General features: G+C 68.1%; 15 protein-coding genes and 1 pseudogene. 8 read left to right on the top strand and 8 right to left on the bottom strand.

Annotated elements, in window-relative coordinates:
* The first annotated feature begins 24 nt into the window (after positions 1-24).
* Both ACYVGY_RS03735 and ACYVGY_RS03730 read left to right on the top strand, forming a co-directional pair.
* Positions 25-1,230, top strand: coding sequence for an endonuclease/exonuclease/phosphatase family protein (locus tag ACYVGY_RS03735; protein WP_460456120.1), 1,206 nt, complete (start codon positions 25-27; stop codon positions 1,228-1,230).
* 111 nt (positions 1,231-1,341) lie between these two features.
* Positions 1,342-2,085, top strand: a complete 744-nt coding sequence (locus ACYVGY_RS03730; protein ID WP_460456119.1) for a hypothetical protein — start codon at positions 1,342-1,344, stop codon at positions 2,083-2,085.
* An 86-nt stretch (positions 2,086-2,171) separates the two neighbouring features.
* On the opposite strand, the gene purT is transcribed toward ACYVGY_RS03730, so the two are convergent.
* Positions 2,172-3,371, bottom strand: a complete 1,200-nt coding sequence (purT, locus tag ACYVGY_RS03725; protein WP_460456253.1) for a formate-dependent phosphoribosylglycinamide formyltransferase — start codon at positions 3,369-3,371, stop codon at positions 2,172-2,174.
* 136 nt (positions 3,372-3,507) lie between these two features.
* Here purT and ACYVGY_RS03720 point away from each other — a divergent pair, with 136 nt between their 5' ends.
* From ACYVGY_RS03720 to ACYVGY_RS03695, 6 genes and pseudogenes are all read left to right on the top strand, one after another.
* Positions 3,508-4,389, top strand: coding sequence for a hypothetical protein (locus ACYVGY_RS03720; RefSeq protein ID WP_460456118.1), 882 nt, complete (start codon positions 3,508-3,510; stop codon positions 4,387-4,389).
* A 275-nt stretch (positions 4,390-4,664) separates the two neighbouring features.
* A pseudogene (locus ACYVGY_RS03715) lies at positions 4,665-5,354 on the top strand (SPFH domain-containing protein); the annotation flags it as partial.
* 7 nt (positions 5,355-5,361) lie between these two features.
* Positions 5,362-5,673 (top strand): hypothetical protein, encoded by a 312-nt coding sequence (locus tag ACYVGY_RS03710; RefSeq protein WP_460456117.1) that lies wholly within the window; start codon positions 5,362-5,364, stop codon positions 5,671-5,673.
* Positions 5,673-5,846: a type II toxin-antitoxin system antitoxin gene (locus ACYVGY_RS03705; protein WP_460456116.1), complete on the top strand. Its 174-nt coding sequence runs from the start codon at positions 5,673-5,675 to the stop codon at positions 5,844-5,846. The genes ACYVGY_RS03710 and ACYVGY_RS03705 overlap by 1 nt, the downstream gene beginning before the upstream one ends.
* 50 nt (positions 5,847-5,896) lie before the next feature.
* Positions 5,897-6,427, top strand: a complete 531-nt coding sequence (locus ACYVGY_RS03700) for a PH domain-containing protein (protein ID WP_460456115.1) — start codon at positions 5,897-5,899, stop codon at positions 6,425-6,427.
* Positions 6,428-6,458: 31 nt separating this feature from the next.
* Complete coding sequence (locus ACYVGY_RS03695; protein ID WP_460456114.1) at positions 6,459-7,250, top strand: M15 family metallopeptidase; 792 nt, start codon at positions 6,459-6,461, stop codon at positions 7,248-7,250.
* A 35-nt stretch (positions 7,251-7,285) separates the two neighbouring features.
* On the opposite strand, the gene ACYVGY_RS03690 is transcribed toward ACYVGY_RS03695, so the two are convergent.
* From ACYVGY_RS03690 to ACYVGY_RS03660, 7 genes are all read right to left on the bottom strand, one after another.
* Entirely contained in the window at positions 7,286-7,960 is a 675-nt protein-coding gene (locus ACYVGY_RS03690) for a DNA-3-methyladenine glycosylase family protein (protein WP_460456113.1), read from the bottom strand.
* A gap of 2 nt (positions 7,961-7,962) precedes the next feature.
* Complete coding sequence (locus ACYVGY_RS03685; protein WP_460456112.1) at positions 7,963-8,319, bottom strand: DUF423 domain-containing protein; 357 nt, start codon at positions 8,317-8,319, stop codon at positions 7,963-7,965.
* A complete protein-coding gene (locus ACYVGY_RS03680) occupies positions 8,316-9,416 on the bottom strand; it encodes a DUF4340 domain-containing protein (RefSeq protein WP_460456111.1) in 1,101 nt (366 codons plus the stop codon). Before ACYVGY_RS03680 ends, ACYVGY_RS03685 begins: the two co-directional genes overlap by 4 nt.
* 3 nt (positions 9,417-9,419) lie before the next feature.
* Positions 9,420-11,282 (bottom strand): GldG family protein, encoded by a 1,863-nt coding sequence (locus ACYVGY_RS03675; RefSeq protein WP_460456110.1) that lies wholly within the window; start codon positions 11,280-11,282, stop codon positions 9,420-9,422.
* A gap of 4 nt (positions 11,283-11,286) precedes the next feature.
* A complete protein-coding gene (locus tag ACYVGY_RS03670; protein WP_460456109.1) occupies positions 11,287-12,021 on the bottom strand; it encodes an ABC transporter permease subunit in 735 nt (244 codons plus the stop codon).
* Positions 12,018-12,947 carry an ABC transporter ATP-binding protein gene (locus ACYVGY_RS03665; protein WP_460456108.1) on the bottom strand — a complete coding sequence of 310 codons (930 nt, stop codon included), beginning with the start codon at positions 12,945-12,947 and terminating at the stop codon, positions 12,018-12,020. The genes ACYVGY_RS03670 and ACYVGY_RS03665 overlap by 4 nt, the downstream gene beginning before the upstream one ends.
* 98 nt (positions 12,948-13,045) lie before the next feature.
* Entirely contained in the window at positions 13,046-14,317 is a 1,272-nt protein-coding gene (locus ACYVGY_RS03660) for an SRPBCC family protein (protein ID WP_460456107.1), read from the bottom strand.
* Positions 14,318-14,368 lie beyond the last annotated feature (51 nt).

Raw genomic sequence — 14,368 nt, 5'->3', positions numbered from 1 at the left:
CGCGTTCGGGCACAATCGCCGCGGATGAAACGCCATATCGCCCTTGGCCTGCTGCTGGCCCTGCTTGCCGCCTGTCGCGGCCACGTCCCGGCCAACGCCATCGCGGAGCCCGCCATGACGCTGCGCGTCGCCACGTTCAACGCATCGCTTTACGACGAGACCCCCGGCGGCCTGATCGCCCGGCTCGACGAGGGTGACGAAGACGCCCGCAGCATCGCCGCGACCATCCAGGCCGTCCGGCCGGATATTCTTCTGCTTAATGAATTCGACTTCGACCCTGCTGGCCGCGCCGCCGACCTGTTCCAGTCACGCTACCTCCAGGTTTCCCAGCACGGCGACGAACCGATCCGCTACCCCTACCGCTACCTGGCCGAGGTAAATACCGGCGTACCCAGCGGCCTGGACCTGGATGGCGACGGCCAGATCGGCGGCGAGGGCCGCCTGCACGGCAACGACGCCTGGGGCTACGGCCTGCACCCGGGGCAATACGGCATGCTGGTGCTGTCAATGCATCCGATCGACACCGCCGCGGCACGAAGCTTTCGCCTGCTGCGCTGGAGCGCGATGCCGGGAGCGCGCGAGCCCCTGCTCCCCGACACCGGCGCATCGTTCTATCCATCCCAGGTCTGGACGCAGCTGCGTCTGAGCTCGAAGTCGCACTGGGACCTGCCCATCAATACACCGCTGGGCCGCATCCATCTGCTGGCTGCACACCCGACACCCCCGGTCTTCGACGGCCCGGAACGCCGCAACGCCGCCCGCAACCACGACGAGATCCGGCTGTGGGCAGAATACGTTTCCGCTGGCGAAAAGCCCTGGCTTTGCGACGACGCCGGGCGCTGCGGCGGTCTGCCCGCCACCGAGCGCTTCGTGATCGTGGGCGACTACAACGCCGACCCCGCCGACGGCGGCAGCCTGCCTGGCGCCATCCATCAGCTGCTCGAACATCCGCGCGTACTGCGACACGCCACGCCGCGCAGCGAAGGCGCCGTCCAGGCTGCCCAGCGCGATGGCGCCGGCAACCTCACCCAGAAGTCCGCGCCCCTGCACGACACGGCATCTTTCGGACCGCGAAACGGCAACTTCCGGGTGGACTACGTACTGCCTTCGGTAGGCCTGCCCATCACCACCAGCGGCGTGTTCTGGCCTGTGGACGGTGAGCGCGGCGCCGAGTGGCTGCAGGCCACCGACCACCGCATGGTGTGGGTGGATCTGGCCGGCCCTGAGTAACCAGGTTCGGGTAGTTACGCCGCGCCCGGCCGGAACCGTACGTTAATCTTCGCGCCCGATTTTGGGGCTAGGATGAAGACTCACTCGCCGTATCCAGAAGGACGTCCCGCGATGAAGATCTCCCGCAAAGATGCCGCCCTGCTCACCGTGCGCGAGCGCACCATGCTGCAATCCACCGGCCCTTGGCTCGTTCGCGACCTCGCCAGCCTGATCAAGCGGCTGCGCGACCTGCGCGACAAGCAGCGCCAGCTCAGCCAGCGCCAGGTGGTCGCCAGCAGCCGCGCCGCCAAGGGCAAGCTGGCCGCGGGAAAACGCTCACTCGAGAAAGCGCGCGTACTGGACCGCGCGCTCAAGCACTTCGAGCGTGATCTGGCGATGCTCAACCTTCAGTCCAGCGCCGCCGCAAAGGAACTGAAGATCACGGCCCGGGCGGCGAAGAAAGCGCCAGCCAAAAAGACGGCCGCCAGCAGCACCGCAAAAAAGAAGGCAGCCAGCAAGAAGGTCGCGGCCAAGAAGGCGACCAAACCGGCTGCGCCGAAGAAAACCGCGGCGAAAAAGGCCGTCGTCAAGAAGGCGGCGACCAAGAAGACTTCAGCCGGCAAGAAGACTTCAGTCAAGAAAACGGCCGCGAAGCAGAGTGCGGCGAAGGCGCCCGCCAAGGCGACGGCCAAGAAAACGGCCGCCAGCAAAGCGTCCATGCCGCCGGTCGCCGTCGCCGCGATCGCCCACACGGGGCCGGAGCGGACCATCTCGGCCAAGGCACGCATCCGCTTGCCCAAGGGCGGGCACGGCGACGCACCCTCGCAGGCCAGCAGCCTGCCCTCGCTGCACCGCCGCGGACTGCGCGGGCGCTGAGTACGCCAGTCTGAGGACCACGCGGGACGCTCGCCGCACGCGGCGAGCGCCCTCCGCCCTCCCGATTCAGATCCAGAGGCGCCGGCTCAGAGCAGATCGACCTTGAGCGCGGCCGCTGCCCGCCGCGCCTTGGCGCGCGCCGACGCGACATCCGCGTCGCGGGCCAAGGTCACGGCTACCCGCCGCTGACCTTCCACGCGCGGCTTCCCGAACAGGCGCAGGGCGCTGTCTGGTTCAACCAGGGCCGCATCCACGTGCGAGAACGCCGGCACACCGTGCCCGGTGGCGAGCACGGCGCACGATGCCGACGGCCCGAGCGCCCGGATATTCGGGATCGGCAAACCCAGGATGGCGCGGGCGTGCAGCGCGAACTGGCTGAGCTCCTGCGAGATCAGCGTCACCAGGCCGGTGTCGTGGGGCCGCGGCGACACTTCGCTGAACCAGACCTCGTCGCCACGCACGAACAGCTCGACCCCGAACACGCCGTAGCCGCCCAGGTCATCGGTGATGGCCTTGGCGACCTCGCGCGAGCGCGCCAGTGCGGCGTCGGTCATGGCCTGCGGCATCCAGCTTTCGCGATAGTCGCCGTCCACCTGCAGGTGGCCGATGGGATCGCAATAACTGGTGCCGTCGCGGTGGCGCACAGTCAGCAGGGTAATTTCATAGTCGAAATTGACGAAGCCTTCGACGATGCAGCGACCCTGGCCCGCGCGGCCGCCGGATTGCGCGTAATCCCAGGCCGCGTCAACCTCGGCCTCACTGCGCACCGTGCTCTGGCCCTTGCCGGATGAGGACATCACCGGCTTGACCACGCAGGGCAGGCCGATGGCGGCCACCGCTTCGCGGTACTCGTCCAGCGTGTCCACGAAGCGGTAGGGCGAGGTCGGCAGACCAAGGGTTTCCGCCGCCAGGCGGCGGATGCCCTCGCGATCCATGGTCAAACGCGCGGCGCGGGCGGTGGGTACTACCTGCTGGCCCTTGCCCGCCTCCAGCTCTACCAGGGTCGGGGTGTGGATGGCTTCGATCTCGGGGACGACCAGGTCCGGCTTTTCGTGCGCGATCAGGTCGCGCAGCGCGGCCGGGTCGAGCATGTTGAGCGTGTGGCTGCGGTGCGCGACCTGCATGGCGGGCGCGTCGTCGTAGCGGTCGGCGGCGATTACCTCTACGCCCAGGCGCTGCAGCTCGATCACGACTTCCTTGCCCAGTTCGCCGGCGCCCAGCATAAGCACGCGCCGGGCCTGGGCCGACAAGGGGGTTCCTAGGGAAACAGAGCGCGAGTCGGTCATGGCGGCGGCAATGGCGGGAAGGAAGCGATAGTGTAACGGCTCGTCCACGCCGCCCTTGTTTCGGGCTGCGCGCCGTTTCTGTCATGCTTGCTTATCCACGAAATCACGTCGCATGCCTCGAACACGAACTCTCCTGTTGCCCACCCTGCTCTTGCTGCCGGCGATTGCCCTGGCGGCACGATGGGGCAAGCCGGAAGTGATGGGCCTGGTATCCGACGGCGCCATCGACGAGATCAGCGGCCTGGCCGCGGCCAGACGCCACCCCGGGATGTACTGGGCGCACAACGACAGCGGCGGCGGCGACACCCTGCATCTTATTGACCCCGGCGGACGCCGCCTTGCCAGCGTGGCCACCCCCGACGCACCGAACATCGACTGGGAGGACATGGCCTCCTTCCGCCTCGATGGACGCGACTACCTGCTGGTGGCCGACACCGGCGACAACGGCGGTATCCGCCAATCGCTGGTGCTGCATGTGTTCGAAGAGCCCCAGGACCTTTCGCGACCGGCAAGCCTGGCCTGGAGCGTCCGTTTCCGCTGGCCCGACGGTCCGCGCGACTGCGAGGCGGTGGCGGTGGACGCGAGGCGTGGCGAAGTCCTGCTGATATCCAAAAAACGTGTCCCCGCCGAACTGTTCCGGGTCCCGCTCGGAGCCACGGAGACGGAACAGGTGGCGGAGCTGATCGGCACCCTGCCCGGCATCGAACAACCCGACCAGGGCGACCTGCGCCGCAGTCCGACCTACGGCCGCTATCGTTCGCAGATCACCGGCGCCGACCTGAGCCCGAACGGCCGTGTGCTGGCGGTGCTGAACTACCGTTCGGTGCACTTCGTGGTTCGCGACGTGGACGGCGACTGGAGCCCCGGCCTGGCCGACAAGCTGCCGCACCTGACCCTGCCCTGGCTGCCCCAGGCCGAAGCGATTGCCTTCTCGCTCGATGGCCGCAGCCTGACCGTCGCCAGCGAACAGCTTCCTTCCCCGATCATCCGGTTCCAGGTCGAGGAAAAGCGCAAGTAACTGTTTTTCAAAAACTTCCGGAACCGAATCGGGCACCAGGCCGACCCCTTATGAAATTGATATCTTTCTGATATCTTAATTTCACCCCAAGGGAGAGACCCATGAAAGAGCAGACCGTAAGTTCCGTCCCCGGCATTCCCTTCGTGCTCGGCTGGCTGTTGGCCTTGGTCGCCACCGTCGCAATTTTCATCCTCGGTGCGGTCAACGAGCAGCCCTGGCTCATCGCGAGCAGCGTGGCTCTTGGCTTCATCGTGTTTGTCCTGATGTTCGGCTTCTACATGGTCGAACCCAACCAGGCCGCGGTGCTGAGTCTGTTCGGCAAGTACGTGGGCACCTGCAAGGACCAGGGGCTGCGCTGGAACAACCCGTTCTTCGCGGCCAAGAAGGTGTCGCTGCGCGTGCGCAACTTCGAATCCGGAAAGCTCAAGGTCAATGACCTCGACGGCAGCCCGATCGAGATCGGCGCCGTGGTGGTGTGGCAGGTGGTGGACTCGGCCGAGGCCGTCTACAACGTGGACGACTACGAAAGCTTCGTACATATCCAGTCCGAAGCCGCGCTGCGTGCGATGGCCACCAGCTATCCCTACGACCAGCACGAGGACGGCACCGTCGCCCTGCGCAGCCACGCGGCCGAGATCGCCAAGCACCTGACCGAAGAGATCCAGGAGCGCCTCGCGCAGGCCGGCGTCACCGTCGGCGAGGCGCGCATCAGCCACCTGGCCTACGCGCCGGAGATCGCCCAGGCCATGCTGCAGCGCCAGCAGGCCGGCGCCATCATCGCCGCCCGTACCCGCATCGTCGAAGGCGCGGTGAGCATGGTGGAAATGGCGCTCGAGCAGCTGGCCGCCCGCAAGGTGGTCGAACTCGACGCCGAGCGCCGCGCGACCATGGTCAGCAACCTGCTGGTGGTGCTGTGCAGCGAGCGCGGCACCCAGCCGGTGGTCAACGCCGGCTCGATCTACTGAGGTCGCCATGGACGAGATGATGCTGGCCGGTCTGTTCGCTGTCGTGATCGCCCTCCCCGGCCTGCTGTTGGGCGGCGCGCTGCTGGCCGGACTATGGCAACCGGCCTCCTTGCAGGACGCCAACGATCCGGACCGGCTGCGCCGGACCGTGGGCAGCATGGTGCTCGGTGCCGCCGGCGCGGTCGTGGCCCTGGGCCTGGGCTTGGTGCTGCTGCCACGCGCGATGGTGGATGCCGCGTTGCCCTACGGACTCGGCGTAGTCGCGCTGGTCGCGGTCGTGATGGCAGTGCGCGTCATGCGGAAAAGAAGAGCCGGCTAGTGGCTGAAAAAAAAGCCTATCCGCTGCGCATCAATGCCCAGGTGCTCGACGCCCTGCAGCGCTGGGCCGATGAAGAACTGCGCTCGGTCAACGCCCAGATCGAATACCTGCTGCGCGATGCGCTGCGCCAGGCCGGTCGGCTTAAAGCGCCGGACAAAGACGATCCATCCTGATCCAGCCGACCAAGCCCCCGCCGCCCCACCTGCTCCCTGGAGAGCCCGCCATGTTCCGACGCCTCGCATTGCCGCCTCTGGGCAAGCCGCCGATCCTGTTCGCGGTCCTGATCGGGGCCGTGCTGCCGCTCGGGATCGCCCTGGTCGTGGTCATGCAGGTCAGCGCCGAACAAGTGTCGCCGGCGATGATGCTGCTGGTCCAGGGCGCCGTCGCGGTGACGTCGCTGGCCATCGTGCTGCCCATGTGGCGGCGCGAGGCCGCGTTCGACGGAGGCCAACTGCGGGTGAAGGCCACCTTCTATACGCGCCAGTCGGCGCTGGCCGATTTCGACCTGGCCGCGGCGCGGGTGGTGGACCTGCGTGAGCGCACCGAGCTCAAGCCGATCATCAAGACCAATGGCTATGCCCTGCCCGGCCTGTCGGCGGGCCACTTCCGGCTGCGCGACAAGCGCCGCGCCTTCGTCCTGATCACCGACCCGTCCCGGGTGCTGTACCTGCCGCATTCGGACGGCAGGCTCTGGCTGCTCAGCCTCGAGCACCCCCAAGCGGTGCTGGATATCCTCCGCCGCGCAGCCGCGTGACGCTCCGGCGCGCGCCGGCTAAGCTGGCCGCATGCACGCCCTAGACTGGCACCTGGTCAACAGCGAAACCATCGAAGCCCTTCCGGCGCGGCTGCTGCGCGCCCGCGCCAATGCCGACGCCCGCGCGCTGGCGCAGGCCCCCTGGCTGCTTCGCCGCAAGCGCGACGGCTGCTTCCTGGCCGTCACCGGCAACGACCGTTTCACCGCGCTGGTGCCCAACCTGGCGCGTGAACCCGGGGTCGAGGCAATCCTGAGCGCGCTGGCTTCGCCGCACGAACGCGCCGGCCGCGGCTTCACCCTGCCGCTGGATGGCCTGCTTGAGCATCTGTCCGCCCTGGGACTGGACACCGACTACGGCGAGGCGGTGGGTCTGCCCTTGGTCGCCGAACCGGTGCGCCTGGAGTTCGCTGGCCGCGACCGCTACCGGCGCCCGCTGTGGCTGCTTGAACCCGCCGCGCGCGCCTGGCGGCGAATGCGCAGGGCGGCCCAGGACGACGACATCCGGCTCGAAGCCATCTCGGGCTATCGCAGCCACGCCTATCAACTAGGCATTTTCGAACGCAAGCTGGCGCGCGGGCTGGCCCTGCCGCAGATCCTCGCGGTGAACGCCGCACCCGGCTTCAGTGAACACCACGGCGGCTGCGCCATCGACATCGGCACGCCCGGCGAACCACCCGCCGAGGAAAGCTTCGAAGCCACGCCAGCCTTTGCCTGGCTGCATCGTCGCGCCGGCGACTTCGGCTTCCGCATGAGCTACCCGCGCGGCAATCCACACGGCATCGTCTACGAGCCCTGGCACTGGTGCTGGCATCCAAGGACCTGATCGCGCGCGGCTGGCAGCGCCCGCCGCAGCCGGAACTAGTCCTGTGAGCGCTTGACCGCAGGCTTCGTAGGCGCGTCGGCGTCGGAAATACGCCATAGGTACAAACCGGCCAAGGTGCGGTAAGGGCCCCAGGCCTCCCCGCGTTCGGCCAGCTCCCTGGGCTTGGGCATTTCCACGAGCTTGTCCAAGCGTTGGGCGCCCTTGCGCACGCCCAGGTCATCGACCGGCAGCACGTCGGGACGACCCAGGTTGAACATGAGCATCATCTCGACCGTCCAGCGGCCGATGCCGCGTACTGCGGTAAGTCTTTCGATGATGGCCGCATCCTCCATCGCGGCCATTTCGCGCGACGCGGGAATTTCGCCGCGGCCGTCGCGAGCCGCCAGATCGCGCAGCGCCAAGGTCTTGTTTCCGGAAACACCGCAGGACCGCAGCGTCGGATCATCCACGCGAGCGAGCGTGTCGGCCCGCAGCTTGCTGGCGCCGATGGCGGCTTCGACCCGGCCGACGATCGTCGCCGCGGCCTTGCCCGACAGCTGCTGGTAGAGGATGGCGCGCGCCAGCGCGTCCGTGGTGTCGAAGGGTTTGCGCCAGCGGGTAGCCACGTCGAGCGGGCCGATGCGGTCGATCCAGACGCGCAGCCGGCGGTCACGGCGACGCAGGTGTGCGACGGCAAGATCGATATCAAATCCGCGCGGACGGCGGGCCATCGCTAGCCTCGCGGACGCAGGGCATCGCCCGCCAGCGTAAGCCAGGCGAGCATCATCAGCACACCGCCAGCGGGCGCGAGCGCGGTAGACGTGGCGACGAACACGGCGCCCAGCAAGCTGCCGGCGAACAGCGCCAGGCCCAGCGCCAGCGCCGCCAGCGCCCACAGCCGCAGCCGCGACGCGGTGGGACCGGACAGCACCAGCAGGGCCAATCCGTGCCCGAACAGGAACAACGCCGCCAGACCGGCCCGTTGCGCGTCGGTGTCGGCCAGGCCGTGGCTGGCGTAGGCGCCCAGGCCGACCGAGAGGGCGCAGGCCAGCGCGCCCAAGGCCGCCAGACTGCGGCCAAACGCGATCACCGGCTGCCGGCCAGGTAGTCGTTGCGGCTGCGCATCAGCGACGCCGCTTTGTAGGGCGGCAGCAGGAACTGGCGGCCTTCAAAGCCCGCCTGCCAGGCATCCACCTGACGGCGCAGGCCCGCGACACGCTCGGCCGGCGGTGCGGGAGTAGCCGCTTGGGCGTCGGCGTCCGCCTCGGCGTCTGGATCGACATCGCCAACGGTATCGGCCGTGTTGCCAAACCAAGCCAGGGCCAGGGCCTCGTCCAGCCGCACCGAGAGTCGCGCCCACGTGCCGCGCGCATCCTGCCAGGCGGCGATGCGGACGGTCACGCCATCTACGCCGATGAAGTCCGCGACCTGGGTCGCCGCCACGCCGGCATCGACAGCGAGATCGTCGAAGGGCAGCTGGTCGGTGAAACCGGCGGTGCTGTTGCCGGCATCGGGATCGGTCATCGCCGCCGGCGGCTGACCGTCCAGGCTGAAGCGATCCTCGACCCGTGAGAGCCGGAACGCGCGCCCGCCCACCGGCGCCACCCGAACCTCCTGGATGCGCGCCATCGGCACGTCGAGCAGGCGGCGGTCGAGCCAGTCGGTGGGTTCGCGGGCGGGCCCGATGTCTTCGTCCAGCAGCCAGGCCTGGGCCTCGTCGCCGACGCGCACATAGCTGCCGCCCAGCGAGGGATGGTTGTTGCCTACGATCAACTGCACGGGCTCGCCGCCGCCCGACAGCCACAGCTGCGCGCCCTTGGCCTCGGGCGAAGCAATGTCCTCGACCCCCAGCCGCGCGTGCAGCGCCGGATTGCGGGTCTTGGGTTCGATGCGCCGGGCCTGGCCCAGTCGGAACAGGGCGCGGCTGACTTCGCGCTGGTTGGCCGGCCAGCCGTCGCGAGCCGGCATGCGCCAGGTGCCGTCCTGCTTCTCGATGCGCACCAGCACCGCGGCGCCGGCGCCGCGCACTTCAATGGTGTCGATGGCCTCGATCCGCCCGGCCAGGCCAGGCAGCGCCAGTCCGGGCGCGGTCTCGTCACCCTGGGCTTGGCGATCGAGCAGCCACCAGGCGGCGCCGGCCAGGCCGGCCACTACCACCGCCACAGCGGCCAGGTGCCTCAAGCGCATGGCTCAGGCCTCCGCCGCGCGGCGGCGCGACCAGCGGCGCCAGGTCAGCCCCAGCGCCAGCAGGATCACCAGCGCCGGCATGGCGAAGATGTTGATCAGCTTCAGACGATCGCCAAGTGACTCGATATCGGCATTGAGGCGATGCTGCACATCGCGCAGCTCCTTGCGCATGCGCAGCTTCTCGTCCTGGAAGCGGAGTATCTCGGCCTGCTGCTGCGGGCTCAGCGCCTGCGCCTGGCCGTCTGCGCCAGGCTGCTGCAGGGCGGCCAACTGTTGCTCGAGTCCATCAAGCTGCTGCTGCAGCCGCTGCTCGCTGCTGCGGTAGCGCTGCTCGGCGCTGCGACGCAGGGCGGCGACGCGCTCGAAGGGTCGCGCCGCCGTGGCGCGGGTGCGTACCCCGATCAGATCGGCGTTGCCGACCAGGTTGTCCACGGCGTTGTAGACGAAGTCGCCGTTGCTGGCGAAGGGGTTGTAGACCGGCTGGCCCAGGAATTCATTCACCTGCACCCACATCCGGTCCGCCAGCACGTCGGTGTCGGCGACGATGACAAGATTCACCGGCTCACGACTCTGGGCCAGGTGCTGGTCGTCGCTGCGATCGGCGAAAGCGCTGACCAGGGGGCCGGTGAAGCGCGCGGCGATAACGTGGGGCTGGCCGCCGGCACGGAAATTCTTGCGCAGCTGGTCGGGATCCGCGCTGGCGTCGCGTACGGCGCTGACGTCGCCGAGCGCCGAGGCGCTGGAACTCTGGGCCAGCGCGTCCATGACCAGGCTCGAGTCGCGACTCAAGCCCAAAGCGCCGGCGCTGGAGAAATTCAGGGTCTCAAGCTCGCCGGTGACCACGTCGTCCGCGTTCAGGGCATCGCGACCCAGGCCCAGCACGGCCAGGTGGCGTACGGGCAGGCCGTTCGGATCGGGCTGCACCTGCAGCGCATGCTTGTCGTCGAGCACCAGCCGGGTCGGGTCGAACTGGATGCCCCAAGCCTGGAACAAGCTCGGCAGGTCCGAGCTGCGCGGGATGGCCACCGACAGCGGATCCAGCGGATCGATCGCCGACTCGTCGGCTTCCGAATCCGGGTCGACAAAGACCAGCAGGCGGCCGCCGCGCATCACGAACTGGTCGATGGCGTAAAGCGTTTGCTCGGGCAGCTCTTTTGGGTGCACCAGCATCAGCAGGTCCACGTCGTCGGCGATCACGCTGGGATTGCCCTGCAGGCGACGCAGCTCGAACAGCTCGGTGATCTGTCGGTCCACCACCCAGCCCGGACGATTGCGGCCCGCCGGATCCAGCGTCGGCCCGATCGGCAGGCCGCTGATCAGCGCCACCACCGGCTGGCGGTCGATGCTGAGCGTGGAAATGAGCTTGGCAACGTCGTATTCGAGGAAGGCTTCCTTGTCCGGCTGGATGAAGGGCATCACCGTCTCGCCGTCGGTGCTGTTGAGCCCCACCAGGCCGAAGAACAGCTTGTCGCCGCTGGTGCCCAGCGGGATCGACTGCAGGCCATAGGCGTCGGCCTGGTCCTCGGCCTCCGAGAACGGCTCCGGATCAATGACTTCCAGCGTCACCTGGCCGGCGCTGCGGGCGGCGACTTCCTCGAGCAGTTCGCGCACGCGGGTGGCGAAGACGCGGAACTGCTGCAGGTCGCGGGTGGCGTGTTCGGAGTAGTAAAGCTTCAGCCGCACCGGCTCTTCGACCCGACCGAGGATGTTCCGGGTGCCTTCGGACAGGGTGTACAGGCGCTTTTCGGTCAGGTCGAGGCGAGCGCCGCGCAGCAGCACCGAATTCAGCGCCACCAAGGCGACGAAACCCAGGGCCAGCAAGCCCAGGGCGAGCAAAGGGGCGGAGCGTCGGGAAAGTTTTTTCATGGCGTCAGTCGGCCTTCTTGAGGTCGATCACCAGCACGGTCGCCGCCAGCCAGGCCGCGATACAGAGCAGGAAGAAAACCACGTCGCGCAGGTCCAGCACGCCGCGGCTGATCGCCTGGAAATGAGTCAGGAAGCTCAGTCCCGCGAAGGCATCGACCCAGGCCTGTGGTGCCCAGCCGCGGACCAGGTCCAGCGCCATCGGGAAGCCCGCCAGCAACAGCAACAGGCAAACCACCACGGTCAGGATGAAAGCAACCACCTGGCTGCGGGTGGCGGCCGACAGTGCGCTGCCGATCGCCAGGAAGGCGCCCGCCATCAGCCAGCTGCCCAGGTAGCCCGCGAAGATGACGCCGTGGTCGGGATCACCGAGCCAGGCCACGGTGATCCACATCGGGAAGGTCAACGCCAGCGCCAGTCCCAGGAAAGCCCAGGCGGCCAGGAACTTCCCCAGCACCGCCTGCCAAAGCGCCAGCGGCAGCGTCAGCAGCAACTCGAGCGTGCCGGACTTGCGCTCCTCGGCCCACAGCCGCATCGCCACCGCGGGCGCCAGCAGCAGGTAGAGCCAGGGGTGGAAGCGGAAGAAAGGCTGCAGGTCGGCCTGCCCCGCCTCATAAAAGCCGCCGAGGTAGAAGGTGAACGCACCGGCAAGCACCAGGAAGATGACCAGGAACACCGCCGCCAGCGGCGTGGCGAAATAGCTGGCGAACTCGCGCCGGAAGACGGACAGCAGCGCGCTCATGCCTTGCCCTCCCCGGTAGTGATTCGCCGGAAGACTTCGTCGAGCCGGCCGCGCTCGGGCTGCAGTCCGCTGTAAACCACGCCACGCTGGCGCAGCCGGTCGGCCACGGCGTCGGCGGTGACCGGCCGGCCCTGCGGGAACACATACAGGCGACCATCGGCAGGATCTTGGTGGAAGCCACTGACGCCGGGCATGCCGTCGAGCGCGGCGCGCGCGGCGATGCTGTCGTTGGCCAGCAGCGACACCGCGCCCTGGAAGCGCGAGCGCGCCAGCAGTTCGGCCGGCGTCGCGTCGGCAAGCACCTTGCCGCGCGCGACGATCATGGCGCGACTGCAAACCGCCTCGACCTCCTCGAGAATATGGGTGGAAAGCAGCACGGTGCGCTCGCGCGCCAGCTCCCGGATCAGACCGCGCACCTCGTGCTTCTGGTTCGGGTCGAGGCCGTCGGTGGGCTCGTCGAGGATCAAGGCGGGCGGATCATGCAGGATCGCGGCCGCCAGGCCGACGCGACGCTTGAAGCCCTTCGACAGCGTGTCTATCGGCTGGTGCAGCACGTCTTCCAGCGACAGCCGCCCCAGCACCGACGCCAACCGCTCGCGGCGGTGGGCACCGCTCAGGCCACGTACGTCAGCAATGAAACCGAGGAAGCCACCGGGCGACATTTCGCCATAGCCGGGAGCGCCCTCGGGCAAATAGCCCAACGCGCGCCGCGCGGCCATCGGCTGGGCCTGTACGTCGTGGCCGCAGACTTTCGCGGTACCGGACGTAGGCGCCAGGAATCCGGCGATCATTTTCATGGTGGTGGACTTGCCGGCCCCGTTTGGGCCAAGGAAGCCGAGCACTTCGCCGGGCTCGACCTTGAAGCTGATGCCGTCCACGGCCAGCAGGCGGCCGTAGCGCTTGTGCAGGGCGTGTGCCTCGATCATCGGGTGCGGTCTCGCTGGCTACGGTTTCGTCGGGCTGCCGGCCCAGGAACACCGGAAACGACAGGGCGGGCACTCGGCCCGCCCTGCGGTGTTGTTGCTTAGGCGGCGACCGCCTCGGGCTCGGCCTCGGCCTCGTCGGCATCCGCCGGCGGAGCGGCGTCACCTTCCTGCTCAGGCAGCGGCGCGATCACGCGCGGAGCCGGGGCATCGGCGCCCTCGATCCGGATCGGCCAGTAAGCGTTGAACTCCGCGTCCTCGGCCAGCATGTCCTTGATCTCGCCCAGGTACTCCTCGTACGGGCGATCGGTAGGCTCATGGCCGCGGACCAGCGCCCAGGCGCGGATCAGGTCACGGATGCGGGCCAGACCCGGCGACGGACCGGTGTAGGTGGTCTTGGCGGCACGCGTAGCAGGAATCTGGGCGTAAACGACCGGACCCTCGACCTTGACGTCGAACGTTTCCAACGGCGCGTTCGGGTCGAGCACCGGGGCGACGTCGGCCACGGCCTCGGCGGCCTCGGCTTCCTCACCCTCGACGGCGTCGCCGGCGACTTCGGCCGGACCCGTGCCCTTGCGACGGATCGGCACGACGACGTCGAAACCATAGGTATCGGAACCGAACTCGTTGGTGACGATTCGCATCGGGCCAGCGGCCTCGAGCTCGTTCTTCTCCATCACCTGGTCGATCCACTTGCGCTGGTTCGTCATCGCCAGGGCGATGTCGTCATTGGCGCGCTTGGCGGCGGTGGTGACCAGCAGCACGTTCTGGGCCGGCAGCTCGACAATCTCGAAGCCAGGCTCATGGTTGCTGTAGTCGAAGCGCGGAATGGTGGTCAGCAGGTTGCTGAGCTTGGTCAGGCCGCGCTTGATGTCGGCGCCGACTTCGCTGTTCACGTACAGGGTGCCGGAATAGCGACCCAGCAGGTCCCAACCGTAGTCCACCGTGTAGCGCTGGGTGATCTCGATGTTCTGGTTGCGCTGGCCGGTCCGCTCAAAGCGGAAGGTCATGCGCTTGTTCGAGCCACGGTCCGGCGTGTCGATCGCATAGACGATCTTCTCGCCCGGAACCACCTCGACGATCTCCCACGTGCCCTGGCCAATCGAATGCTGGCTGGAGCTGAACGCGAGCGCGGCGCCGACGCCGGTCTCGGGACCGGAGGTGGTGAGCTGCATGCGCGGGTCGTGGTTGATCAGCGCATTCCAGTCCTTGAACCGGGTGAAGCCGCTGAGAATGTCGTTCACGGTCGACATCGGGCGATTGGTCTCGACCGAGTGCGAAACAGTGCGCGTAGCAGGCAGGAACAAGCCGATCACCACGAACAGGGCGAGGACGATCAGCAGGGAAATAATCCACTCAATAACTCGGGTCATTCGGAAGCTCTCCAGGAACGGCCCTCGACTGGTCCACATGCCCAATCGCAG

The organism is Arenimonas alkanexedens, assembly GCF_054781355.1.
This window is presented reverse-complemented; position numbering and strand designations above follow the sequence as displayed.